Genomic DNA, 26,117 nt, shown 5'->3' on the forward strand with positions numbered 1-26,117 from the left:
GGCGCGCTCCGCAAGGCGGGGGCACGGCACGGGCTGTTCCCCTAGGCGGTGCCGCTTCCTAAGCTCCAGGTCGATGCGCTTGAGCCCGGTGGGCTGCGAGATCGAACCGAGGCCGATCATCTCAACAAATGCCCGGTCTGCGGAGCGTTGCTCGCATGCGCGATCTAGCCCAAATGCCGGCGCATGTTCACGACGCGGGGATTGAAATATGCCAGAATCTGGGGCCGCAAGGCTCGTTGCATTAGAGTTAAAAGCAAAGCCCACGGTAAACCATCCGCCAACCCATGGATGCTACCACGTCGCGATAGCCCGCACAGGACTTTAGGTGGCGCATGCTGCGAAACGGCAGTTATTCTGCTTGGTTCAGAACCTCGTTGAGAGAGGGAACCGGCATCGTAGAGCTTAACGACGGCAAAGTGAGTGGCGGCGACCCAGTGTTCGCCTACTCTGGATCATACTTTCAAAACGGCGATGAATTTTCGGCTTCCCTTACGACGCGGCGACACACGCAGGGGCAACCATCCGTGTTCGACATCGACAACGTAGACTTGACCGTGACCGGTACGTCTACGCCGACGACGGCAGCCTGCACCGGAACTACCAAACAAGCGCCTGGCTTAGCCTTCGAGGCCGTTTTTGTGCGTATCGCGGATGAACCGAGCAACGCAGCGCCCTAGGCGTCGAGGCGATGATGGGACACGCGACGCGATGCCGAGCCTGACGTGAAAGAGGCCGCCAACTGAGGTGGCTTACTTTGGCGACCGCAGCCGCTTGTAGCTCCGTGATTGTCGGAGCGATGTCAGCGGCCCTGGCCGAGACGCGCCTCAATCACCGGGCCTTATCGTCGCCTCCGACCTGACGGCGCGATCTCGGCCAGCACCAAGACGATCTCGTTCACCGGTTGCCAATTCGATCCCGCCCAGTTCGCCGATGCGGAGGCCGCCACTTCCGGTTTTCCCTGAAAGCCGACATACGCCGCGTGGCGTGAGAGCGGCGGTTTTTTATGGGCCGCCGCTTACTGCATCGCGCGCTCCTGCTTGATCCCGTGGGTCCGTCGATCGAGCAAAAGTTCGACCGACAGGCCGCCCCCCGGTTGCACGCCCGCCTCGTCGAAGCGATGGATGGCGCGCACCACGTCGCAGCAGCCATCGGGACTGACCCCGGCCGGTTCCAACCGAAAATCTCCGTCGAACCAGCCCTTGGTGCGCCGGAGATACTGCTCGACACTTTCCACGGAACTGTCCGCCGGGCCGATGATGGAGTAATCGATCAGGCCGGTCGTGCCGAGGCCCGATGCCTCGCTCCAGCCATCGTCCCGATACAGGCCCTCTTCGAGGCGCCAAACTAGGTCGAAGGACTCGCCCGATCTTTTGTGCCAGTGGAGCCGGTAATAAAGGTTGCGCCGCCAACTTGGCGAATGGCCGGTCATCCAGTTCATCTCGAACGGCGTCGGCCAGGCGATCAGGCTGCGGTCTCGACTGAACACCACGTCGTCCCCATCATCCGCGGCAAAGGGGATATCGGGACGGCCATCGACGGGGGGCCGGCCGATCCGCGTACCGAGCGGAAAAGCGTGGCCCAAGGCGCGCAAGGTCAACCGACCAGCGGCGTCGACGTCGTATCGTATATTGACCGGGTTGCCATCGAGGCCGGACAGATACATCTTCGCATCGCCGATTTTCAGGCTGGGCGGCCAGTAGACATAGGCGCCAACGGGCAGCGCCTCCGCGGGTCCGGTAGCGATGCAGTCGAGCAAGAGCACGAGCTGCCGCCCGGCAAACAGCCAGACACCAGCGATGCCGATTAGAGCTAGAACCGCCAGGATCACGGCGAAACGAATGGCGACTGCTCCTTCGCGCGGGGGTGCTCGCATCAACATCAGGTCCGCCGATTCATGGAAAAGGGAGGCAAATTGATATACGCTCAAAACATCTAACGGTGAGACTTTTCCTTTCTCCTACCGAAAACGACGATGTCTCTTGTGGGTCATTCGCGCCGTTTTGGCCACGGACCAGCCACAACCGGTCACCCCCAGCTAACAGACATGCTCACCGTCCATCGGCATGTCTCAAACCTGCCAGACGCGGACATTTCGCTACGGCGAAGCGACGCGGATATCAGTTAGCCACCGCTGCGAAATTGCGTGATGTTCGGCGAGGGCGGATTTGGATATCGCTTAAGCGTTGCCAAGTACTCATCGACAGTTTTGAGCGCAGGCCCCGATACCCAGCCAAACATTGCCGCTACAATCAGATCCTCGTGCGGATCCATTTCAATGTTGTAAATCTTCGGGTAGCCGGCCATCGGAGCGCTGGCGGAGAACATACCGGGCTGCCGCTGCGGTCCAATGCCGGTCGGATGAACGTCGGTGAAGTAAATGCGCCACTGCTTCCAACGCGCCGCGACGAGGTCTGCACCGATAAAGCTCAAGAGGCTTTCGCGATGTCCTGTGGCTGTGCTTCCGAGCAAGAGGTCGATTTGATCGATGCCGTCAATCGGTCGGTCCGTTGGCATCTTGCCGCCGACGATGTGGGCGAAGGTCGGCATGAAGTCCATGATCGAGAACATGGCGTAGGTGGTTGTGTTCGGCTTGACCTTGCCGGGCCAACGGATCATTGCCGCTGTCCGTATCGCGCCCTCTGTCACTTCGCCTAACTCTCCACGGAACGGACCGGAATTGCCCATGTCCGGCGTCCCTTGGTTACCGTGTTCGCGTGCGGTTTCCCCCTGCGGCCCATTGTCGGAGGCAAAGACGACGATGGTGTTGTCGTCGATGCCAAGTTGTTTCAGCGTGTCGAGGATCTGGCCGACATGGTAGTCCCCCTCCATCAGCTTGTCGCCGTAGTTGCCGATCCGCGACTTGCCCTTGAACTGCTGCGAAGGCAGGTTCGGGAAGTGCCCCATCGAGAACGGCAGGTAGAGGAAGAAGGGCTTCCCAGCGGCCGTTTGACGCCGCATGAAGTCAATTGATTTGTCGACCAACTCATCGTCGATATTGGCACGCACCTCCTCGGTATATGGCTTCACCGTCTGCAACGGCCCACCGGCCTTCGCCTCAACGATCTGCGGCCCAGTCTTTAGCAGTGTTTCGTACGGCTCATTGATCGAGTGCGTGAGGGCGATTGTCACCACATATGTTGCTGCATCCCAGCTAATGTCCGGCGGGATGCCGTAGAACTCATCAAAGCCGTGCGCGGTCGGCAAGCTCTGCGGCGCACTTCCAAGGTGCCACTTTCCAAAAATCGCGGTGGCATAGCCCACACTCTTGAACAACTCACCGATGGTGAAGGCGTTAGCGGGAAGTGTATAGGGGCTGCCCTCAATGGCGATCAGCGACAGACCGTTGCGGATCGAGTATTGTCCGGTCATAAGCGCCGCACGGGAGGGGGTGCACGCTGGTTCCACTAGGAATTGCGTGAGACGCAATCCCTCTTGAGCCAGTGCATCGAGGCGCGGCGTCGGAGCCCCGCGCAACTCGCCGCCGCCATATGACCCAAGGTCGCCGTAGCCGACGTTGTCGGCGAGAATAAAAACAACGTTGGGCTTATTGCTTTGTTGCGCAAAGGCGGTCGCCGAACCCATCAAAGCAAGTAGCGTCGCCGCTGAAGCGAAGCGCATTAAGGCTGTGACTTTCATAGTGATAGCTCCATGAGCCATACCGGGCTGTAAGCGTAGCTGCCGCATTCAACCCTCTCAAGCAGGCCGCGCGGCATCCATTGGGGAGTTAGAGCCAACTGAGGCAGCTTTACTCTGGCGGCCTTAGTTCGCTCTTGAGCCAGCCAGTGGCGTTGTTTGAATTCATCGGGTCCTCTGCCAGCACCTTGTAAGCGAGTTCGCACTTAGGACATTCAAATGTCCACAAATCGGGACCAGCAAAGCTGGGCTCGATACCGGCCAGCATCATTCGAATCCGGCACTTGGGGCAGCGAGGCCGCTCGATCATGGTAAGCGACGACTCAGGGGAATGAGTTTGAAACATGTGATGCTCCTTGGATTCAGGCGGGAGGAAACCTCTTAGTCACCGATAAAGCGGATGGTCGCGTACGAAGATTGTCACCACACCGGTGGCACTCGCGCTCGGCGAGCACCGCCTGACGTTTCTTAATAAGTGGTTCAGGCAGTGGTTACGTATCTGCGGCAGAAAACTGGCTGGCCGTCCAAATCGTCATTAGCACGCGCCCATCTGCTATCTCACCTTGCGACGGATGGATCTCGTGTGGCGGGCGCTTCTGCACGCGGAGCCGTACTACTGCTGATGGTCGTTAAGTCCGTTTTGCGCTGCCGTTCACAATCGCTAAACGCGCAGGATGGGAGGCGGCTGCACAATCGAAGCTTCGCCCTTCAACTATTGCATAACCAGACTCTCGAGCGTCGATGAGCGATTTAGAGGCATAGGCCAGTCGGGCCTTCGGAGCGTTTCCGATGGTGTCTCGCCGAATAATGACCGATAGGTGACCGAGAAGCGCCCTAATTCCCAGAAGCCGTGATCAGTAGCAATTCGAGTGACGGTGGCCGTAGATGGATCGGCGCACAGGAGTGCGCAACGGACAAGGTGCATTCTTCGCAAGGAGAAGTAGCGGATCGGACCCATTCCCAGATGCTCCTCGCAGGCGAGGCGCAGTGTTCGCTCCCCCACGCCGATTGCGGGGCAAATTTCAGCCAGATAGAGCGGCCGGTCGAGATTCGCTTCCAGGAATTCCGCGAGCCGCGCGACGATCGCATAGTGACGTCGGCCGCTTCCCATCCGTTTACTAATCTTCATGACTAGCCTCCATTCCGGGATCGCAAAGTGACGCTAGAAAAAGAAATGGGGTCTGACCATCATTGGGAATACGTACCGGAATAGGTGGAACCACGTGCAAACGTTTGCTGAAGCTATGGCCGGTTTACAGTTCTCAGGCAGTGGCCGGAAATAAAGCCGTCAGCATGGATCCGGCTACAATTGTATTGTGCCTGCTCAGGCACCGGCGCCAATCGCGAGGCGGACAACCATTCGCAGGCGACGATCCGAAAAGGGATGCTACGCAGACCCCACGCGCGCAATGCCGATCATTTCCTGACCCGCAGCAGAAGGCTTGCGGCTGCCTCGCACAGCGCCTCCTGAACGGCGACGCGAAGCAAGATCAACAGCGCTGAGGTCCGCTCTGGCTCTGCATCATTCGGAAGTAGACTTGCTGTCTAAGGCTCGAATTGCCGTCTGCGAACCTCGGAGAGATCTCTCTCAAGGAAGAAGTTGAGCAAAGTTCGAATCACTGCGACCGTCGCGAGGCGCACCAGCTCGGAGCGATTGAGGTCGCAAGGCTATCGGCGGCGAGCTGGAAGGTAAGGCCGGCGACCAGCCATCGCGCATAGTGCAGCCACACGTCTCGCCTTTCATGTCCGGTCGCAGATGACAAGAGCATAACCCGCAAACCCCGGACAAAGGCTTGGATCGTCCCGATCGCAATGATGACCAATACCATCGCATCGATGACCAGCACCGTGCCGTTGGTGATTGCAACGAGCCATTCATGCATCGTGAGCACCTCGCAACATCTTCAAACCAGTCGTCTCGACCCGCGGGCCAGCACCGGATGGCCTTCGTCCGGACTATGCAATTCCGGCAAGGGTCGTTCGGCGGCAAAATTGAAGCGCTGAACTATTGGCATCATTTGGTTTCGACGCATCTCTAGGTTTGCGCCTGCTTGAGGCGTGTTCTTTCGCGCTCCAGAGTGAGCTCCCGCAACGAATCGTAGATTGGCGGGTCGTGCATCAGAGTCGGCACCAGCATCGCCATGAAACAGGCCCCCAACATCGGTAAGAGCATCGTGACGTTTGCCGTCATCTCGACGACAAGGACGATGCCGGTCAGCGGGGCGCGGACGACACCGGTGAAAAAAGCGGCCATCCCGACAACGGCGAATCCCTCGGGTTGAATGTTCAGATCCGGAAATACAAGCTGGCACAGCTGACCGAAGAACAGTCCCAGTTGGGCTCCCAGTACAAGCATGGGGGCAAACAGGCCCCCCGGTGTCCCCGCCGCATACGATATGGCGCCGAGCCCGAGCCTGAGCAGGAAAACGAGCGGAAGCAGGCCAAGCGTCTCCGCCCCGACCAGAGTGCGCTGCGTAATCGGATCGCCGCCGCCTACAAGGTCGGGCACGAACCAAGCGAGCATCCCGACTGCCCCGCCGATAAGACCCGCACGCAGCTCGACGGGCCACCGGTCGAGTTGACGGATCGTCGCAATCGTTCCGAGCAGCAAGCGATTATAAACAATCGCCGTAAGCCCGGCGACCGCCCCAAGGACAAAGTAGAGCGGCCTCGTTGCTGCACCAGGGTAGGCCAACGCCCCAACATGGAAATCTGCTGCGTCGCCGAGGATCACACGTGACACGGAGATGGCCGTCGCCGACGCGCCAAGCGCCGCTATCGCAACGCGTAGCTCGAATCGCCGCACCAATTCCTCCAGGACGAAAATGGCGCCGGCGATCGGAGCGTTGAAAGCAGTGGCCAGGCCTGCCCCGGCGCCTGCGGCAAGCAACACTCTGCAGTCGGGCCAGCCGCGTCGAAATTCCTTGCCGATTAGATGCCCAATGGTCGCCGCCATCTGAACACTTGGGCCTTCACGGCCGAGCGCCAGCCCCGAGCCGATCGCCAGCACACCTGCAATGAATTTCACCGGTATGATGCGAAACGGCGCCTGCGGCAGTTCCTCGTTCAGCACGGCCTCGACGTGTGGGATGCCGCTTCCTGACGCGTGAGGCGAGTAGCGGCGAACCAGCCAAGCCGCTACCGCCGCCCCGGCGGCACAAGCGATGCTGACGACCAAAAAGCCGGCGAAAGCTTTCGAATGCGTCCAGACGATGAGGGCATCGCGAAACCTGTCCGCCCGTTCAAGCAAGAGCAGGAAGAGCGCTCCTACGAAACCCGAAAATGCGCCAACGATAAGCGCCAAAACAGCAAGTACCAGCATGCTGCCATGGTCGCCATCTCGCTCGCTCGCAAGGTTCTGCCCGGGGGTCATTTGCATTTCACATTGGGGACAAGCGAGAACTCAGAGATGGCCACCAAGATCTTTCCGTCGACGACCTTGGCCGGAGCCCCTTGGCCTGAAGTAATCATTGTCTCTCCTTCTCACGGTCCCGATGGTTCGGCGACGGCGCGTGATGCGTCAAAGACCACCTGGTCGTATTGCCAAAGGCGCTCGAAGAACCTCAGGGCTCGGCAATCGCCGTCGCCGTCCTGCGCTGTAAATTGCAGAATTTCGGCCAGGGTTCGGTTTCCGTCGATGGCGCCGAGCAGCCGATCCTCGAAAGAGTCGACGGTGCAAACGAGATCAGTAAATTTGTGCGACCGGTTAATCAGCACCGCGACGCTACCAGGAGGCAGACGTTCCCGAACGCACACCGTCCCCGGCAGTGCAATGGGAATGTAGTCGCGCCAGCTATCGCCGGCGAAGGTGATCGGCTGGCTCACCTCGGAGCGATCGTCGCGGTAGGCGATGAAGTCGTGCGAGACCATTGTTCCGCGGAAGATTTCGACGGCGGCGTGCTGCAGCCGGGAGGGTAGCGAGGCCAGACGCGCGGCGTGCGGGCTGCGCGCCACCATCCCGCATTGGGCCAAGTAGGGAGCCTGCTCGATCCAGCGGCCGAAGGACATGCCGCACCGATCGAGCCATGCATACAGTACCGGGACGGAGTATGCGCGATCTTGGGGATGAAGGAGTGCGTCGGCCATAGCTTCCGGCTGCCGGAAGTCCTTCGCCCGGCGCAGCACACCCGAGATTGGGTGATCCGCCGATAGTGCCGCAAGCACGGCGGCAAGACCTCGCAGATCGTCCTCTGAGGCGCGAATCCCGAGCAGCCGGCAATACTCCTGCATCATGTAGACCCCGGCCCGGCCGTAGCGTGCATAGACCATTAGCCGCATCGCGCCTTGCGGACGGAGGACATCGCGAAGGGCGCGCAGGCCATGGTCCGGGTCGGGCATGTGATGGAGCACACCGGTGCAGACGACCAAGTCGAAGGAGCGCGCCAGTTTGCGGACATCCTCGATCGGGAGATGATGGAGTTCGAGGTTGTTCAGATTGTATTTGCGCTGAAGGTCAAGCGTGTGACGCAGGCTCGTTTTGCTTACGTCGATCGCGGTGACCCGCGCATCAGGCTCGCGGAGCGCATACCTGGCTGCCTGCGACGTGCCGCAGCCGGCCACTAGAATTTCCTGATTTGCGCGCGGGCGCTCGTTCGGCCACGTCAGGTGGAACTGCGCGCGGCGACGCTGCGGATTCGCATATAAATCCCTCTCCCGGTCCAGATTGTCGACCGGCGCCGGGTAGGGCATCTTTTCGTAGAAGTCGCGGACCTCCTGCAAGGCAGAGGTCGCCGGCCCCTCGCACAGATCGCTCCGGGTCACTTCGATTTTCCTAGCAAGCGTCTTTGCAGACGGCGGGCGCAATCGAGATTGCCGATTGCGCCCAGCGGTTGCACCATCTCGGGAGACTTTGTTATTTCACCGCGCCGCCCGAGCCTACTTCCAGCGCCTTCCTGTGGGCCTCGAGTTTCTCCATTACGTTGCCGACGGTAAAACTATCGGGCCGCTGCCTGGGTGGGAATTCCACCAGAGTCTGCATATACTGGGTGACGAGCGCAGCGGCTGGCACTAGTAAAAAGACCCGATCTACCCGCCATTGCTTGTACGAAAGGTCGCCGGCAACCGACGCGTTCTCGAACGGGTCGCTCCGCAGGTTGAAGAGCTTCGGGACTCTCAGATGCACAAAGGGTTCCTCCCAGGTGTCGAACCCTTCAGCGCGTTGCTCGGCGAAATGGACCTTCCAGTTGCCGTAGCGAAGCGCCATCAGGTCGCCGTCGTCACTCCAGTACAAGAAGCCTGGGCGTGGGTTCTCTTTCACTTCGCCCTTCCAATAGGGGAGCAGATTGAACCCGTCGATATAGACCTTGAAGGTTTTCTTCCCGGCCGTGTATCCCTGCTTGAGCTTCGCCGCAATGTCCGGCTCCCCGGCCGCAGCCACGAGCGTGGGCAGCATGTCCTGATGGGAGAAGATGTCGTTGCTGACAGTACCCGGCTTGATCACACCCGGCCAGCGGATCATGCAGGGCACTCGCCAAGCACCCTCCCAGTTCGTGTCTTTCTCGCCTCGAAACGGCGTGGTCCCACCGTCAGGCCAGCTGAATTCCTCCGCTCCATTGTCGGTAGCGTACATGACGATGGTATTTTCGGCGATCCCAAGATCATCGAGTTTCTTGAGGAGTTGTCCGACGTGGCCGTCGTGCTCCACCATCCCGTCGGGATACACGCCGAGACCCGTAACACCCCGCGACTCCTTCTTGAGATGCGTGAAAATGTGCATCCGAGTCGAATTGAACCAGCAGAAGAACGGCTTGTCGTCCTTCACGGCGGCGTCCATGAACTTCAGGCTGGCGTCAAGAAACTCGCCGTCCACGGTCTCCATGCGCTTGATCGTCAAAGACCCGGTATCTTCGATTTTCTGTGTTCCATCGGGGTTGGCCCAGGAATGAAGCACGCCCCGGGGCCCGAACTTCTTCTTGAATTCGGGGATCTTCGGATAATCTTCATTTTCCGGCTCTTGCTCAGCGTTCAGGTGATAGAGGTTTCCGAAGAACTCGTCGAAGCCGTGCGCCGTCGGCAGGAACTCGTCGCGGTCGCCGAGGTGATTCTTGCCGAACTGGCCGCAGACGTAGCCTTGCGGTTTGAGCAATTCGGCAATGGTCGGGTCCTCCGGTTGTAGACCTAGCTTCGCGCCCGGCAAACCGACTTTGGTCAGACCGGTCCGGATCGGCGACTGCCCGGTGATGAACGCGGCGCGGCCGGCGGTGCAGCTCTGTTGCCCGTACCAGTCGGTGTACATCGCCCCTTCCTTGGCGATCCGATCGATGTTCGGGGTGCGATACCCCATGATGCCGTGATTGTAGCCGCTGATGTTGAACCAGCCGATATCATCGCCCCAGATAATGAGGATGTTCGGCTTATCAGTCTTAGCCATTTGATCTCCTCCTGTCGGCATTGCAGTTTCGGGTCTAGTAGAGGGACATGACTCCGGGCATTATGATCGCTTTACGGTAGAGGGCGGCGCGCCCGCCGGGGTGTAGCCTTTGCGCTGCCTGCCGCGAAACATCCGCCGAGCGTCTGCCCGCAGCTAGTCTTGCAAGAGACCGTCGAGACCGAAGATTGGCGGTGAAAGCGTCAACCTCGGACGCAACGGGCGGCAAGCCAAATGCCTACCGCCCGATGCGGAACGCCGGCGCTCAGTGCATTCCCGAGGCGGTTTCGTGCATCATCCTCAATGCGTCGTCGAGGGTGAAGGTGTTGGGCTTCTGAATCGGCGGAAAGTCCTTGAAGGTCGCCGCCCATTGGCCTGCCACCGCCTGCGCTCCGTACAACAGGTAGATGTGGTGAATGTACCACTCCCAGTAGGTGTTGGACGTCTGATCCGCCCGCTCGTAAGGGTCGGTGCGAAGATTGAAGATCTTCGGTATTCTGAGCCGGGTGAACGGCTCGGCCCAGATCTGTAGCGAGCCGTGGCAGCGCTGCTCCATGAACGCCATTTTCCAATTGTCGTAGCGCAAGCCCAGCACGTCGCCGTCGTCGCTCAAATACATGAAAAACTCGCGCGGGCTCTGCTTCGTCTCGCCGGTCAAGTAAGGCAGCAGATTGTAGCCGTCGATATGGTTCTTGTAGGTGCGGCCGATCGCCTGATAGCCGCTCTTCAGCTTCTCAACGACATTCGGATCGCCGGCCATGGCGAGGAAGGTCGGGAACCAGTCGTGGTGCTGGACAATCCCGTTCGCGACTTGGCCCGGCTTGATCTTGCCCGGCCAGCGCACCACCATCGGGACGCGGAAGGCGCCCTCCCAGTTGGTGTTCTTCTCGCTGCGGAACGGCGTCATGCCGCCGTCCGGCCACGAGTTCATGTGGGGGCCGTTGTCGGTCGAATACATGACGAAAGTGTCGTCCGCGATGCCGAGTTGGTCGAGATAATCGAGCACCTGGCCGACATTCTTGTCATGGTCGATCATTGTGTCGTGGTAGGGGGACTGCCAGCGTCCCGCCTGTCCTTTGTTCTCCGGCTTGGGATGGGTGTAGAGATGCATATGGGTCATGTTCAGCCAGACGAAGAACGGCTTGCCGGCGTCGTTCTGGCGCTTCATGAAATCCTTGGCCGCCGCAACAAATTCGTCGTCGCAGGTTTCCATGCGCTTCTTGGTGAGCGGGCCGGTGTCGGTCACTCTCTGTTTTCCGACCTTGCCCCAACGCGGCTCATCGGTCGGGTCGTCCTTGTCGGTTGCCCAGGAATGGATCACGCCGCGCGGTCCAAACCTATTGCGGAAGTTCGGGAAATCCTTCTCGCTCGGGTAGTCCTCCATTTCCGGCTCTTCTTCGGCGTTGAGGTGATAGAGGTTGCCGAAAAACTCGTCGAAGCCATGGTTGGTCGGCAGCATGTGGTTGAGATCGCCGAGGTGGTTCTTGCCGAACTGGGCGGTTGCGTAACCCTGGTTCTTGAGGCAGGCGGCGATGGTCGCGAGCTTCTCAGACATGCCGACCGGCGCGCCCGGGATGCCGACCTTGGAGAGGCCGGTGCGATAGACGCTCTGCCCCGTGATGAAGGAGGAGCGTCCCGCCGTGCACGACTGCTCGCCGTAGCAATCGGTGAACATCATGCCTTCGTCGGCGATGCGGTCGATGTTGGGCGTCTGGTAACCCATGAGGCCGTGCGAAAAGCAACTCAGATTTGAGATGCCGATGTCGTCGCCCCAAATCACGAGGATGTTCGGTTTATCAGTTTTGGCCATTTCAATCTCCTCCTGTTGGTTTTCGTAGAGGGACATGACTCCGCGTATTATGATCGCTTCACGGTAGAGGGCGGCGCGCTCGCCGGCGTGTAGCCTTTGCGCTGCTTGCCGCGAAACATCCAGTAGACGACCGCGGTGTAAGCGCCGATCACCGGCAGCACGAACAGTCCGGCACCCCAAAACAGGAAAGATAAGGAAGCCTGAGGCGCTGCCGCCGCGGCCACCGTGACGCTGTAGGGGATCATGTACGGCCAGAACATCACCGCGAGCGAGAGAAAGGCGGCCACGAAGAGCAAGACCGTCATGGCGAACGGCCATGAGTCGCGACGCTGACGCACACCCGAAAAGATGCCAACGATCGCGATGATGCCGATCAGCGGAAAGACAAAGCCCCAGGAACGGTCGAGGAAAAGGCTTCCAGTCATGCGGGCCCGATCGATGAACGCATTCACGACGGCAGCGAACAGGACCGCAACAACCGCACCGGCAAGCACCGGTATGCGACTGCGCGCCCAGCTGCGTAGCGGATCTTCGGACTTAAGGACCAACCAGCCCGCGCCCAGCAGGGCATAACCAAGCACGAGGCCGATCCCGCACAGGAACGGAAGCCCCGCGACCCAGTCGAACGAGCCTCCGGAAAATTGGCCGTTCACGACCGGTATTCCGCGGATCATGGCTCCGACCGCGGCGCCCTGGACAAAGGCCGCAACGAGCGAGCCGACAGCGAAGCTGCGATCCCAGAATCCTTGTGCAGCGCCCCGGGCGCGGAATTCGAACGCGACGCCGCGGAATATCAGTGCCAAGAGGAGCAGCAGCACCGGGATGTAAAAGGCCCCCAGGAACACTGCGTAAACGACGGGGAAGGCTGCGAACAACGTTGCGCCCACCACGATCAGCCAAGTCTCGTTGCCGTCCCAGAATGGAGAAATCGAGGCGATCATTTCGTCCCGCAGAGCCGCGTCTTTGGTGGCGCCAAAAAGGATCCCGACGCCCAGGTCAAAGCCGTCCAGGACGACATAGGCGAGAATCGCCACGCCGATCACGGCGAGCCAGAACAGGGCTAGTGCTGAGGGGTCCGTCGCACTCATCGGGGTTCCTCCGTGGAGGATTGCATTGCAACAGCCAGCGGCCGAGCCGGAGTCATTTTCGCCCGGTCCGACGCATCGCGCCCAGGGCCATCCCGCAAAAGTCGGTGAATGAAAAATAGACCAAAGCCGAATATTGTAGCGTAGGCGATGACGTAGCACGCCAGCGAAAACAGCACGTCACGCGTTGTCAAGGACGGTGTCACGGCATCCTTCGTGCGCAGAAGGCCGTAGACTACCCAGGGCTGGCGGCCGACTTCGGCGGTAAACCATCCCGCCAGCACGGCGATGAAGCCGCTGGGGAAGGATAGGAACGCCACCCACAGAAACCAGCGAGTGCTTTCCAGGTGGCCGCGCCAGCGCAGAAAGTTTCCAAACCAAGATACCGCGAGCATGATCAGGCCCATTCCCACCATGATGCGGAACGCGAAAAAGGGAATGATCACCGGTGGACGGTCTTCGAGCGGGAAGGTCTCCAACCCAATCTCGCGCGCGGTCCAATTGCCGGAGGCGATGAAGCTGCCGAGCTTGGGGATTTCGATCGGAAAGAGATTCCGCTCCTCGAACGGATCGGGCAAAGCCATCAGCACCTCGCTTGCCGGCTGCTGGGTCTTCCAGCGCGCCTCGATCGCAGCGAACTTCGCAGGCTGATGCTGAAGCACGTAGAGGCCCGTCAAGTGGCCGAAGAACAGTTGGATCGGGATCATCACGGCAACGAGCCCGAGTCCCCAGCGCAGCATGGTGCGCGACTCCGGCACGTCCTTGTCACGCAGCAGGTACCAGGCGCCGGTAGCCGCCACGCACATGCCGGTGGTCAGGAAGGCGGCCAGCAGCATGTGCGGCCATCGAATCCGCATGATGGGCCCGGTGGTGATGGCCCACCAGTCGCCCGGCTCGATCCTGCCGTTGACCATGACATGGCCGAGCGGCACCTGCATCCAACTGTTGTTGGCGAGGATCCAGAAGGACGAGAACATGGTGCCGAGCGAGACCATGCAACAGGAGAGAAAGTAGAACCAGGGCGACACGCGGTCGCGACCGAGCAGCACGACGCCGAAGAATGTCGCTTCCAACATGAAGGCGGTGAAGGCCTCATAGCCCAGCAACGGCCCCTGGATCGATCCCGTGCGCTCGGCCATTACGCTCCAGTTGGTGCCGAACTGGAAGGCCATCACGATGCCGCTGACCACGCCCATGCCGAACGACAGAGCAAATATCTTGAGCCAGAAGTCGAAGACCCGCCGATAGAGCTGGTTGCCGGTCAACAACCGCGCGCCTTCGAGAGTTGCAAGCCATGCGGCGAGCCCAATGGTGAAGGCCGGGAAGATGATATGGAAGCTGATGACGAAGGCGAACTGCACCCGCGACAGCAGAACGGGATCAAGCTCCATGACCAGGCTCCTCATTGGCGCGCGCGGCGGCCGGAGCCGCCGTTGGCTGCTTCAGTTGCCCTCGACGCCCACGATCGCGATCTTCGCTCTCCTGATTTCCGCAGGAAAGGCGGGAGATACGTAGCCGGTTGCCACCGCGACTTTTTGGGCGCCGTTCACCGCGTAAGTGATCACCCCGCCGCCGATCGCGCCGCCGATCTTCTTGCCCCACAGCTTCTGGCCGGTCGCCGCGTCAAGCGCATAGAAATTGCCGCCCATGTCGCCAAAGAACACAAGGCCCCCCGCGGTCGGCGTCACGGCGCCCGTGATCGGATAATTGGACTTCAGCCTCCACTTCCATACCCCCGTGTCGGCGTCGATGGCGTGAAGCCATCCCGCCCAGACGCCGTCGGGACGCGTGAACTTTCCGAACACGTCGGCCGGATTGAAAGACTTCTCTCCCGTCCATAGTTGTCCGACCGAGGTCGCCACAACTTCTTCCCTCCTCTGCAACCTCACCGTCACGCACCAGTCGACCTCGCCAGTGAAGATGAGATTGGTCAGAGGATCGTAGGCCGGGCTGTTCCATTCCCCCCCGCCCGCGGCGCCCGGACAAAAATGGACGTCTTTGTCGACAGCGAAGGGCTCTTCCGCATTCTCGATTCTCGTCACCGGCGTCCGGTACAAGAGCGTGTTGTCGGCGCGATCGAATCCGTAGAGGAAACCGTCCTTCGGCGACACCGCCATCAATTTCTTGCCGCCCGTCGTCTGAAAGAGAGCGGGCGGGTTGGAGACGTCCCAATCGTGCCAATCCCTGCGCACGATCTTGTAATGATTCTTGTAGGCGCCGGTCTTGGCGTCGAGGACGACGACCGAGTCGGTAAAGAGGTTCTCGCCCTCGCGCACGCCGATGTCGAAGTCGGGCGCCGGATTCCCCACGGGCACATACAAGAGCCCCGTCGCCGGGTCCAAGGTCGCGGAAGTCCAGGTTCCCCCGCCGCCGATCGGAGCGCCAGGCACGTTTTTCCAAGTCGAATTGTCGAGCGGCGATGCGCCCTGGGGCCCGCGAACAGTATCGCCCTCGGCCTTGGGCACGAGGAAGAATTCCCACACAATCTTGCCGGTCTTGGCGTCGAGCGCGTACATGCGCCCCTTCCCGCCCTTGAAGTCGCCGCCGGCATTGCCGACGAAGACGAGGCCCTGCCAGGCGATCGGCGCCGCCGGCACGGCTTCGCTCTTCTTCACATCCGCGATCGTCGTTTCCCACAGGCGCTTGCCGGTCTTGAAATCGTAGGCCAGCACCCGCCCGTCCTCGGTCCCGCGAAACAGCATGTCATCGAGGTACACCGCGCCTCGATTCGTCGGTATAAGGTAGGATGGATATTCCTCGTGCGTCCGCCAGTTCTCGGCGCAGGTCGAGGGGTCGATCGAGAAAATATCGAATTCGGTCGTACCGATGAGCGCGCCGTTCACCATGATCAGGCCGGTCTCGAAGGCCGTCAATCGCCCGGTGTCGAAGGTACATAAGACCTTGAGCTTGGCGACGTTCTTCGTGTTGATCTGGCCGAGGTCGGAGAAGCGCTCGGAAGTCAGCGTTTTGTTGTAGCTCGGCCAGTCCGCGGCGGCCGACGAAGGTGGTGCCGCAGGCGCGGGCGCCGCAGCGCCCTTGTAATTTGGGTTCGTTTCCGTGGCTATGGCACCTGGAGGCGCAAAGAGCGACAGAATTGCGCCGCGCAACTCGCCGAGGCCCACCTCGACTCCGGCCTCGTCCGCAAGCGAGGAGGTGATCCCGGCGCCCACCACGGCGGCGCCCAGCGCAACGATGATGATCTCGAGCCTGCGATTCATTTGTGCCTCCCTTGTTTGCTTACGATCGTTAAGAGCTTCGCTTTCATGCTCATGCTAACGATGGTCGGGCTTGAGTTGGTCATTGCGGACCCCCTTTCACTCGCAGTTTCCTCCGGCGGCTACACGAGGCGCAGCAGCACGGCAAAGAAGGCAAACATCCCTATGCAAATGAGGAGGACGGCGATGGCGATAACCGGCGTATGCATTCCCTCCCTTCTCAGTCCGGCAATTGGGACGAACGTTCCGCCCCAAAGGTAACGAATGCTCCACAAGTACTGCCAAATCGCGATGAGCAGCGCCAACACGCCGCATGAAATCAGTGACAGCCCGAGGTCCCGCGGCGCGTTTGGATAATCGGCAGGTCGGGCGCCGGGCATCTGTTCGAAGCGTGCGAAGAACTGGACGATTGCGAAGCCGAAGCCGATCAGCGAGACTGCCGTCCGTATCCACGACATCATCGTGCGCTCGAGGCTCAGGCGGGTGCGGATCCAGCTAAAGTGGCTGTCTGCGGTTACTCTTACCTCGAACCTATCAGCGCTTGGGGCGGAGTCTGGATCTGCCATGCCGGGCTCCCTTATTGCTGACGATTCATGTCGGTGCCCTCACCGCGCGATCCGCGGATGCGCGACCGCGCGACGCGAAAAACGAGCCCTCGGATGATCAGGTACGGTACAAATGCGAGCAGCAACGCGATGACGAGTGCCTCATTCGGATAGAATGTCTTGAGCACGATGAGCTGATAGATCACGTCCATCGCCAGCCCCAGAAGGATGATCCTGGCGGTCGCGTTCAATCCCTCGCGCAGCAATCCAACGCGTTGCTGCGGATTGCGCAGCACCGTCACGAAATACGCAGAGCGGCCGGCCCGCGCGTCCTCGCGTCCGTCGTGGATGGCGGCGAGCGCAGCCATCAACGGCTGCAGGATGAAGCGGAACCTCATCGGCTCGTCCGGCCGTTCGACCAGATCGTGCCAGAATCGTCGGAAGGCATCGCCCGTAACGCCGTGCCACACCACGCCGGCGACGATCAGCACGATAGCGAGCACGATGACCAGCTTGGCCAGGACGCCCAGTTCCTGCGAAGTGGCGCTCATGGCGCGGCTCCCGCCTGCCTGACGATGCAGCGGAACCCCACATGGCTGGTCGAGGTGTCCACCGGCTTAGGATGACGCGCAGTGTGAGGGAAGCGCTCGGCGCGGACTATGCAGTTCCGGCATTTTTTCGAACGCGGGCGGCGATTTTGGAAAGGCGCCGATTGTCCGACGCTCCGCGCAAAGATGGCATCGCTCCCAGTGATTGCGGCGCCTTCGGAAGCTCTGCGACTACCATCAGTTACGCGCGCGTTCTCCTGAACCGGCCGTCATCATTGATGCACACGATTTCGCTTAGTCCATAAACCGGACCGGAATCGCATAGCGCGCCAACAAGGTTGGCAGTAATTTTGAATTGCCAAAAAGCCCGATCCCAATCGTGAACGGTACGTTTTGTACTGGACCAGCAACTTCACTAGCGGGAGTTACATATGCCACTCATCAAGGATCTTCTTGAGCGACCGTTCGATCAGGCGATCACGTCAAAATACACGGCAATGAACGGCCTGGTTTATTTGGGCGCGGGAACCTTGGACCACTAGCAAGGTAGACTATGTTGAAGCACTGGCTCATTGACCTCATTGGTCACGTTTCCGGTCTCAGCGATGCACAACTTCGGCAGATTGAGAAATCGTTGCCGGCGAGCAAGGCGCTGATCGATCTTCTCATTAGGGCGCAGCCGATCATCGAACAGGCGCACAAGCTGTACGTGGAAGCTGAGCCGCTGATCGATGAAGCAATGAAAGAGTTGCAGACTGTCGGCCCCGCGGCGCAAATTTTGATCGATGTTATCGGGCATCATGTCAACAAAGGTAGTTCGCCGGCGGAGGCCGCTGAGGCAGTGCGCACGGCGCTTAACGGCTCAATCAAGAGCGTCGCCCAGGATCATTGGATCGATCAGCGAATGAGCTGCGTAACCGTGTTTGGGGGAACTGGCTTTGTCGGCCGTCGCGTCGTGCGCTACTTGCACGAGTCCGGCGCCACGGTGCGCGTCGCCTCGCGGCATCCCATGCTGGCTGAGGGCGACGACATCAAACAGATCGCCGCCGACGCACACGACGAGCGCTCCGTAGAGGCCGCCGTTGCGGGCGCCGATGGCGTGGTCAACGCCATCAGCCTGTGCGTCGAGCACGGAAGCGATACATTCCATTCGGTACACGTCGAAGCGGCCGCCAGGATCGCGAGCGTAGCGCGGCGGGTCGGGGCCAAGCGGCTAGTTCACCTATCAGGAATCGGCGCCGACGCGGCCTCGCCTTCGCCCTATATTCGCAGTCGCGGCGAAGGCGAGGCGGCCGTGCAGGCCGCATTCCCCGGCGCGGTTACCATACGCCCAGCGGTGATGTTTGCGTCGGACGACGGCTTTCTCACGACAATTCTCAGGTTGCTTCGGGTCCTGCCGGCTTATCCGATATTCGGCGACGGCAGGACGAGGCTCCAGCCGGCGTACGCGGATGACGTTGCTGCGGCGATTACACAAGTTCTGCGGCAGAGCAAAAAGCCGTATCCTATCTACGAGCTGGCCGGCCCACGCGTCTATTCATACGAGGAGTTGTTGCGGACCATTGCCCGTACCGCAGGTTTGCGGCCGGTGCTGATGCGAATGCCGTTTGCCTTGTGGGATGTACTTGCCGGTGTCGCTCAAATCTTGCCGCACCCGCCCCTCACCCGCAATCAGGTCGAGCTCATGCAGATCGACACCACAGCCTCGGACAACTTGCCGGGGTTTCGCGTGCTCGGCATTTCGCCGCGATCGCTCGAAGAAGAACTCGAAGCGATGCTCAAGCAAAGCAAATGAGGAAACTCAGCAAAATTGCGACCGGACAGCGAGGAAGAAATGGTGCCGACCCGACGGGGCGATGTCCGAGTTGGGTCAATCGCGTCGTTTTGACCATCGACCAGCCACTTCCGGCCTACCCCGATCAACGGACATCGCCAGACCAGCCGGTCTGGTCCGTTTCGTGCCACGACCAGACATCCACCGCGCAAACGCTTGATGAACGACCCATTTTTTAATGGCTGTCCCTGTCGGAAACTCAATCCTGGTGGCAGCTGATACCGAATCGACTCAGACCGACCGAAAGTCTATTTTCCGGGGTCAAATCGACTCACTTCAAAGTTGGGCCGACAAGCAGTGTGAGCGGCCCGAGACATAGGTGACATTTCGTACCGGACCACGGTACGGGGTGTTACCCGTCTGTCCGGGCCGGACACTGCAGGAACTGGAGCGGGTGAAGGGAAACTACGCGGTCACCGCCCAAACGTTGAAATGATTAGCTTATTTGCTCGCGATTGATCTCCGTTTGTAGCACGGCTTTGTAGCGCTCGCCAGTGCTTCTCGGGCCTAACACGGCTTCACAAGGGCCGAGCACTGATAGATGCTGTCGCTCTCGCGCAAGTGGTGAAAGCAAATGTCAGTCGGGAGCATCGCGACCGTAGTGTGCGACAGGTGCGGTCACACAGCGGAGTTTGAGTTAACTGAGGAACAGTTGCGAAAGCGGCGTGCCGGCTCAGGGTTCAAATGCGGTCGGTGTAAGGGCAACGGTCGGGTGGTTGCGTACACCCCAATGCAAGAACAACAACAATCGATAGGATTAAAATGCGCCCGATGCCCGGAGCTGCTCTCTGAGGAACGGCTTAGAGCAATGCCAGGTACACGCCTATGCGTGGGTTGTGCCTCCTCAGACCCCGATGGCGAGAAACGCAAATTCGTCAAAGACAGCTTTGGCAGCCGCGAAGACTACAAACGTGATCAGGGAAGCTGGAGGCGCTAGCATGGCGCGCCCGAAGAGAGGACCTGCCTGCCAACAGAAACCCCCATATTCATTGAATAACTTGAACGCCTGCCGCCTCGGTTGATACCACCTGTGCGTCCCACCGCCAATCGTATTTTGATGGGTTTGGAGCAGCCCGTTGGCGCTCCGTAGGGGAATCGACGGGCGATCAAAGAAACCATTATAAATCCAGATACATCAGCTTTGCTGCGGTGCAACGATTACGAAAAGCGGCGAGCGGCGCGGCCAACGCCAAAGCGAGGCGGGGGTCCACCGCCCAGTCGGCCATTGCAATGGCTGGATATCGCGAAGGCCACCCTGTCAGGATCCTCGATTTCGCTGTGGCGGTGAGCCGCCTTTATCATAACGCTTTACAGCCTGCTTTCGATACCAACGACGTCCGCATTCGCGCAATCGAGAGCATGCATAGATTTTTCAACAATCGGCGTCGGAAGGTATACGTGCCCTCAGGCCCCGACTATGGGGTGTTTGGACTTTGGAACGCTGAAGTTTATGTCTCTCAACCCGATATTGATCGAAGAGGATCCGGCCGCAGGACACTTCAAAGGTATCAGCCCTGCAGCCGCAGGCGCCGACGAAGTCTTCGTAAGCTACCATTTCAACGGAGACGTCTACTCGATACAGTTGGCGGAATTCAAGTACGACCTCACCAAGCGAACCGGCACAGCGAGTGCTCGCTTCTATCCAAACCCCTCCGGGGCAATTGAGATTGTTCATTTACCGACCACTCCCATTCATTCTTCGCTTCCCGCCAGTCACGTCACCAAGGACGATCGAAGGGAAGCGATGGCCGTGCAAGGAGACGCGCTCTTTGATCAAGTATGCCTTACTCCAGGTAAGATGATCGAACCGGAAACTTCCGCCTCGAAGTTTCTAGAGCAAATTCGCCGTGTACGAGGCCGCTCTAACGGGAGGAAGGCACGACGATAGCCTGGTAGCCCAGGCCCGGTGAAACAACGGAAGCAGCGGTAGTCTTTACGTACTGCGAATTCTTGTCGTCGATTTGCAAGTTAGGATCACCAAGAACCTGCGAACAAAAATCTTTCTTAGATAAAATATTCGCCATCATACTTTGAGAACTTCGAACTTGCTGAGCCGCTGCGGCTCGACTGATCGCTGGAGCACTACTTTGAATGAGCTTCGGTGAAGCAGCCCTTCCGAACTGTGGAGAGGCATGCAAAACGGAATCACGTGTCTTAGTGTCTGTCCGGAGACTTCAGGCCGGATTGCAGAGTTTTCTGAGCATGAAGCGGATTGAGGCGAGTCGCAAGAACGCCAACGCCTTTCGGTTGAGGCACTCCCAATCCTTGGCCAGGCGGCGGCAGCGGTTGAGCCACGCAATGGTGCGCTCGACGATCCAGCGTTTGGGCAACACCACGAAGCTGCTGACCTGATCGGAACGTTTGACGATTTCGATCTCGATATGCGGTCGAAGTTTCGCAAGCGCATTGGCAAATTTCGGTCCTTTATATCCGCTATCGACGAACAGCTTCTTCAAAAACGGAAACATCCCGAACAATGTCGTCATGACGAGAGCGCCGCCATCGCGATCCTGGATGTCGGCCGGATGAACGACGGCGTGGAGCAGGAGACCTACTGTGTCGACAAGAATGTGCCGCTTCTTGCCCTTGATCTTCTTGCCCGCATCGTAGCCGTGCGGATCAATGAACGCCCCCCTTTTTCCGCGCTTTTCACGCTCTGGCTATCGATGATGGCGGCAGTCGGACTGGCTTTCCGCTGGGCTTGTTCTCGACACTGCTGATAGAGCGCATCGTGGATTCGTTCCAATGTGCCGTCATAGGTCCACAGGTCGAAGTAGTCGTGGACCGAGCTTTTCGGCGGCAGGTCCTTCGGGATCGCGCGCCACTGACAGCCGGTCGAGAGAATGTACATGAGGCCGTTCACCACCTCCCGCATGATCACCGTGCGCTTGCCACCGCCAGTCTTGCCCGGCGGGATCAGCGGTTCGACCAGTCTCCATTCGTCGTCGGTCAGATCGCTCGGATAGCGCAACATGCTGCGGTCGTATCGGGCGCGATTCTTGCTCGTCCACATCGGTGACCCCTCCTCGAATCAGGCCACCACTCTTGAATCACAGATGATTCATATGATTCAAGAACTCTCCGGACAGACACTTAGGTACGCAGTGTTACCTATCGGTCCGGGGCCGGACAGCAGTGAGATGGAGCGGGTGAAGGGAATCGAACCCTCGTATTCAGCTTGGAAGGCTGCTGCTCTACCATTGAGCTACACCCGCGCAGGCGATCACCTATCACGCCAGGCAGGCGGCCTCAACCGCTGATGCGGCGCGGGGGCCCACGTCGATTTCTGCGGAAAACCCTGTTCCATCAGCCGCTTCGGGCTGGGTCGCCTCTTAACAGGCGGCGAATCCAAGCCTATATTCGGCTTTCCATCAACAATGAAAGGAGGTGATCCAGTGTCTTACACCAAGCGCTGTCACCTCGCTGGGATCGCCCGCTAAGCTCTCAAAGCTTCGCAACTGGGCGTCTCAGCGCCTGGACCAGCGAGTTATGAAAGTTGGGGCGCGACGGGAGCCATCCCGTCGCGTCTTTTTTTTGGGAAGCGCCTGATTCCACGCGCGCTGCGGCGCGACTCCGAAATAGTGGAATTCGGATGCGCCCATTGTTCATCCGAGGTCTGTTCGCGGGCCATCCGGGAACGGCGAATTTGAAATTTTCGCGCTCTCCCTGCCCTCGGGAGCGGAGCCACCCCGCGCCGACGGCATTAAAGGACTCCGTCATTCCGGGGCGCGCGTTAGCGCGAACCTCAGATGTGCCATTGCACATCGGGGAATCCTTGGATTCCGGGTTCGATGCTTCGCATCGCCCCGGAATGACCGGGGCTGCATTGGCGCTTCGCCGTCACCGGCAAGGCGCTGGTCAATCCGCCCCGCTGCCCCTCCGATTTATTTCTGATTTGCAGAAATTGCGCTTGACGCATGACCCAAATCACTTGAGGACTCCGTCATTCCGGGATGGTGCGTTAGCACCAGACCTCAGATGTGCCATTGCACATCGGGGAATCTCGAGATTCCGGGTTCGATGCTGCGCATCGCCCCGGAATGACGGGGGCTGCGTTGTCGCTTTCCGTCACAAGGCGCCGGTCAACCCGCCCCGCTGCCCCTCCGATCCGTTTCTGATTATCAGAAACTATTCTTGACGCCTGACCCAAATCACTTCTATATCCCCGGCCATCCTGTTCCACTCAGAGGGGCGTTTCGCGAACGTCACGAACGCGGGGCGGGGGGCGGTGGACGCGGCGGCGCGCTTGACGGGCGTTGCCAACGCGGACGGCGAAGACGTGTGGTCCTGACACCCCGACGCTGGTGTCAAGTCGGTGGAGGCAACTCCGCCGGCGACGGTGGCAAGAAAGCCGATCACCGGGGAGAGCACGGTATAAGCCGTAAACCATTGCGCGGGGAATGCCGGATGTTTCCGGTGACTCGCTGTGAATACTCGTGTGCATACTTACTACCCTAGCGCACACGAGGCTGCGGGTGCATCGGGCGCCCGGCATTTCCCGCGCCCTCTGAATTGAGAGGGCGGAACGAGCAGGCCAACCCTCGCGCACAACATGCGGCGAGATCGCGAAACTGTATCTGCAAGGATGAAGGATGCCGGATTTGAAAATTGACGCTGGTGTCCATCGGCCGCCTCTGCCCATGGCTTCGGCGCAGCAGCCTTCGCGTTGCTTCGCCATGACAGACACGCCGGTCCGTCTACGCTTGCGCTTCGCTCCAGCTACGCCGGACACGCTTCGCCCTGACGATCTCAGCCTGGCTGCGCCACGCGGAGCCCGTCAGGGCGAAGCGTGGTGGGGGAAGAAGGACTCGAACCTTCGAAGTCATAAGACGGCTGATTTACAGTCAGCTCCCTTTGCCACTCGGGACACTCCCCCGCTCAACAACATCGCAAGCCCACCCGTCGAGATGGCGGCAAGAAGGCCCTTGATGACGTTAAAACCGGACCCGATGAAGGGCTCCCGGTTGGGCGCGTTTATGACGGAAGCACCCCGGCAAAGTCAACCAACGCCGGCGGCTAATCCGCCGCACGACAGCCCAAATTGCCATTATTCGGAACCCGTGACACAAGCCTGCCATGAGTGAGCGCGATCGAAAGCCCGGGTTCCGGCGCGGCGGCGGCAAAGCCCCTGATAAAGGCCGCGAATCCGGTCGCCGGCCGCCCTGGCGCGACCGCGAGGCCAGTCCCGACGGTCCGGTCATTCTGTACGGCTGGCACACGGTGGCGGCGGCCCTGGCCAATCCGCAGCGCCGGATCCGCAAGCTGTACCTTTCGGAAAACGCCGCGCGGCGCCTTTCGGACGAAAAAATCGACACCAGGGTGACACCGGAAATCGTGCGGCCGTCGCTGATCGACCAGCGGCTCGGCCCCGACGCCGTGCATCAGGGCCTGCTGGCGGAAGCCGATCCCCTGCCCTCGCCTGACATCGATACGCTGCCGCAGGACGGCATCGTGCTGGTGCTCGACCAGATCACCGATCCGCACAATGTCGGCGCGATCCTGCGCTCGGCGGCGGCGTTCGCGGTCAAGGCCATCGTCACCACGGCCCGTCACAGCCCCGAAGCGACCGGCGTGCTGGCGAAATCCGCCTCCGGCGCGCTCGAGCTCGTGCCATTGGTGACGGTGCAAAACCTCGCCCGCGCGCTCGCCGAAATGAACGACCAGGGTTTTTTGACCGTCGGGCTCGACAGCCAGGGCAGCGAAAATCTCGGCAGCGTCGCCTTGCGGCAGCCGCTGGCGCTGGTGCTCGGCGCCGAAGGCAAGGGCCTGCGGCAGCTGACGCGCGAGACCTGCGGCGTGGTGGCGCGGCTCGACATGCCCGGCGAAATCAAAAGCCTCAACGTCTCGAACGCCGCGGTGCTGGCACTCTATATCGGCGCCAGCAGGCTCGGCCTGATGGGCGGAGGATAGAAAAACGCCCGCTCGCTGAATGCGAACGGGCGCCGATGTCTTCAGATCAAATGCGCGATCAGTTGTAACGGCGCATCATGTGCTCGTGCATCATGTGCTCGTGATAGCTGTAGGCGCGCGGCGCATAGCCATGATGGGTCGCGTAGCCGTGATGGATCGCGTAGCCGTAGCGATAGCGGGTGTGCCGCCAGGCGCGGAAATGCGGGTGGATGCGGTAGCCGCCTTCCCGATAGGTCGGATAAGGCGCGAAATCGCCGGGACCGGTATAGGTCGGGCCCTGATTGACGTAGTAATACTGGTGCACGCGCGCGGGATAATATGGCGCCGGATCGGACAGCCGCTCATAACTCCAGCCGCCGCAGGCGCCGCAGCCGGTGTAGGCCGGCGCGACCGGCGCAACGTACACTTCCGGCTGCGCACACGGGCTGGCATAGGCCCCGAACAATCCTCCGCACGCCATTGCGGGCGCCGCGCTCATCACGGCGATGGCCGCTACCAATCCTGAAATCGTCCGACGCATTATTCTCTCCTGTGGGTCTATTTTTTGCGGGTCTATTTTTTGATGGTGTAGATTTATTATGGAAGCTTCCGGGGTCTTCGATGCCGCATCTCCTGCGGCGGGTTGGAAAAATCCTGCGACATGCCCGCGTCACCGTTTTGCGGCGCCGAGATCACCGGTGGCGGATAAAGCGGTACCGCGGGCTGCGCCGGCTGCGGGGCGGATTGCGCGGACCATGATTGATGCCAGCTCTCCGCGGGCTGCGGCAGCCGGCGGTTGGCCGGCGGCTCGATCTCGAGACGCCCGTAGCCGGGCATCTGACCGGCGCTTGGATAGTAGTGACCGACGTTCGGCACGACATCGACGTAGCGCCCGCCATAGACCGTGGGCTGGACATGGATGCCCTTGGCGAGACCCCAGTCGCCCTCGACCACCGCGTAGGATGCATCGATGCCATTGATAATAACGGGCACGCCCGGCCGGCCTGGAATCACGATATCGAAGCCGTCGCCAGCCGAAGCCGTCCACGTCGTTCCGATCAAAATGGCCAACGCCAGCCCAGCGCGCATTGCTTGGAATCCCGATTGCTGACGGCACTCTAAACGAATGCCATGCGCCAAGGGTTAAAGCCGCCGGCCAAATTGGCGGTAAGCCTAACGCGTGGGCGTTCG

19 protein-coding genes, 2 tRNA genes and 1 pseudogene are annotated in these 26,117 nt (G+C 60.3%); 4 read left to right on the plus strand and 18 right to left on the minus strand.

Annotated elements, in window-relative coordinates:
- Positions 1–1,015: 1,015 nt before the first annotated feature.
- From B5527_RS25115 to B5527_RS44465, 13 genes and pseudogenes are all read right to left on the minus strand, one after another.
- A complete protein-coding gene (locus tag B5527_RS25115; RefSeq protein ID WP_154072507.1) occupies positions 1,016–1,873 on the minus strand; it encodes a hypothetical protein in 858 nt (285 codons plus the stop codon).
- A gap of 248 nt (positions 1,874–2,121) precedes the next feature.
- Entirely contained in the window at positions 2,122–3,636 is a 1,515-nt protein-coding gene (locus B5527_RS25120; RefSeq protein ID WP_079603939.1) for an arylsulfatase, read from the minus strand.
- Between the two features lie 709 nt (positions 3,637–4,345).
- On the minus strand, positions 4,346–4,762 hold the full coding sequence (locus B5527_RS25125; protein WP_079603940.1) for a helix-turn-helix domain-containing protein: 417 nt from the start codon (positions 4,760–4,762) through the stop codon (positions 4,346–4,348).
- Between the two features lie 416 nt (positions 4,763–5,178).
- Positions 5,179–5,516 (minus strand): annotated as a pseudogene (locus tag B5527_RS25130) (DUF1622 domain-containing protein).
- A gap of 152 nt (positions 5,517–5,668) precedes the next feature.
- A complete protein-coding gene (gene clcA, locus B5527_RS25135; RefSeq protein ID WP_079607480.1) occupies positions 5,669–7,006 on the minus strand; it encodes a H(+)/Cl(-) exchange transporter ClcA in 1,338 nt (445 codons plus the stop codon).
- 110 nt (positions 7,007–7,116) lie between these two features.
- The gene (locus B5527_RS25140; protein ID WP_197689209.1) at positions 7,117–8,394 is read right to left on the minus strand and encodes a class I SAM-dependent methyltransferase; all 1,278 of its coding nucleotides are present in this window, start codon (positions 8,392–8,394) and stop codon (positions 7,117–7,119) included.
- Between the two features lie 91 nt (positions 8,395–8,485).
- Positions 8,486–10,024 (minus strand): arylsulfatase, encoded by a 1,539-nt coding sequence (locus B5527_RS25145; protein WP_197689210.1) that lies wholly within the window; start codon positions 10,022–10,024, stop codon positions 8,486–8,488.
- A 241-nt stretch (positions 10,025–10,265) separates the two neighbouring features.
- Positions 10,266–11,810 carry an arylsulfatase gene (locus tag B5527_RS25150; RefSeq protein WP_079607482.1) on the minus strand — a complete coding sequence of 515 codons (1,545 nt, stop codon included), beginning with the start codon at positions 11,808–11,810 and terminating at the stop codon, positions 10,266–10,268.
- Between the two features lie 47 nt (positions 11,811–11,857).
- Positions 11,858–12,898, minus strand: a complete 1,041-nt coding sequence (gene cydB / locus B5527_RS25155; protein WP_079603942.1) for a cytochrome d ubiquinol oxidase subunit II — start codon at positions 12,896–12,898, stop codon at positions 11,858–11,860.
- Complete coding sequence (locus tag B5527_RS25160; protein ID WP_079603943.1) at positions 12,895–14,286, minus strand: cytochrome ubiquinol oxidase subunit I; 1,392 nt, start codon at positions 14,284–14,286, stop codon at positions 12,895–12,897. The genes cydB and B5527_RS25160 overlap by 4 nt, the downstream gene beginning before the upstream one ends.
- A gap of 51 nt (positions 14,287–14,337) precedes the next feature.
- Positions 14,338–16,113, minus strand: a complete 1,776-nt coding sequence (locus B5527_RS25165; protein ID WP_079603944.1) for a pyrroloquinoline quinone-dependent dehydrogenase — start codon at positions 16,111–16,113, stop codon at positions 14,338–14,340.
- A 119-nt stretch (positions 16,114–16,232) separates the two neighbouring features.
- Positions 16,233–16,676: a YidH family protein gene (locus B5527_RS25170; RefSeq protein ID WP_079603945.1), complete on the minus strand. Its 444-nt coding sequence runs from the start codon at positions 16,674–16,676 to the stop codon at positions 16,233–16,235.
- Between the two features lie 11 nt (positions 16,677–16,687).
- Positions 16,688–17,206 (minus strand): hypothetical protein, encoded by a 519-nt coding sequence (locus tag B5527_RS44465; protein WP_154072508.1) that lies wholly within the window; start codon positions 17,204–17,206, stop codon positions 16,688–16,690.
- A gap of 550 nt (positions 17,207–17,756) precedes the next feature.
- Here B5527_RS44465 and B5527_RS25180 point away from each other — a divergent pair.
- The 3 genes from B5527_RS25180 (at position 17,757) to B5527_RS25190 (ending at position 20,925) form a co-directional block, all read left to right on the plus strand.
- Positions 17,757–18,998, plus strand: coding sequence for a complex I NDUFA9 subunit family protein (locus B5527_RS25180; protein WP_245332245.1), 1,242 nt, complete (start codon positions 17,757–17,759; stop codon positions 18,996–18,998).
- 769 nt (positions 18,999–19,767) lie between these two features.
- Positions 19,768–19,974 (plus strand): TraR/DksA C4-type zinc finger protein, encoded by a 207-nt coding sequence (locus B5527_RS47805; protein WP_172842656.1) that lies wholly within the window; start codon positions 19,768–19,770, stop codon positions 19,972–19,974.
- A gap of 513 nt (positions 19,975–20,487) precedes the next feature.
- Entirely contained in the window at positions 20,488–20,925 is a 438-nt protein-coding gene (locus tag B5527_RS25190; RefSeq protein ID WP_154072509.1) for a hypothetical protein, read from the plus strand.
- Positions 20,926–21,211: 286 nt separating this feature from the next.
- Here the strand turns inward: B5527_RS25190 and B5527_RS25195 are convergent.
- From B5527_RS25195 to B5527_RS25205, 3 genes are all read right to left on the minus strand, one after another.
- Positions 21,212–22,050 (minus strand): IS5 family transposase gene (locus tag B5527_RS25195; RefSeq protein WP_154072160.1). Its coding sequence is split into 2 segments (ribosomal slippage): positions 21,212–21,663 and positions 21,663–22,050, totalling 840 coding nucleotides; the frame shifts between segments, so codons are not numbered across the junction.
- A 128-nt stretch (positions 22,051–22,178) separates the two neighbouring features.
- Positions 22,179–22,252, minus strand: a tRNA-Gly gene (locus tag B5527_RS25200).
- 1,575 nt (positions 22,253–23,827) lie between these two features.
- A tRNA-Tyr gene (locus B5527_RS25205) sits at positions 23,828–23,913 on the minus strand.
- 200 nt (positions 23,914–24,113) lie between these two features.
- Here B5527_RS25205 and rlmB point away from each other — a divergent pair.
- Positions 24,114–24,947 (plus strand): 23S rRNA (guanosine(2251)-2'-O)-methyltransferase RlmB, encoded by an 834-nt coding sequence (gene rlmB, locus B5527_RS25210; protein WP_079603948.1) that lies wholly within the window; start codon positions 24,114–24,116, stop codon positions 24,945–24,947.
- 58 nt (positions 24,948–25,005) lie between these two features.
- On the opposite strand, the gene B5527_RS25215 is transcribed toward rlmB, so the two are convergent.
- Complete coding sequence (locus B5527_RS25215; protein ID WP_079603949.1) at positions 25,006–25,467, minus strand: hypothetical protein; 462 nt, start codon at positions 25,465–25,467, stop codon at positions 25,006–25,008.
- A 56-nt stretch (positions 25,468–25,523) separates the two neighbouring features.
- Positions 25,524–26,015, minus strand: coding sequence for a hypothetical protein (locus tag B5527_RS25220; protein ID WP_079603950.1), 492 nt, complete (start codon positions 26,013–26,015; stop codon positions 25,524–25,526).
- Between the last annotated feature and the right edge of the window lie 102 nt (positions 26,016–26,117).

Origin of the sequence: Bradyrhizobium erythrophlei (assembly GCF_900129425.1) — a bacterium.
Taxonomy (GTDB): domain Bacteria; phylum Pseudomonadota; class Alphaproteobacteria; order Rhizobiales; family Xanthobacteraceae; genus Bradyrhizobium; species Bradyrhizobium erythrophlei_C.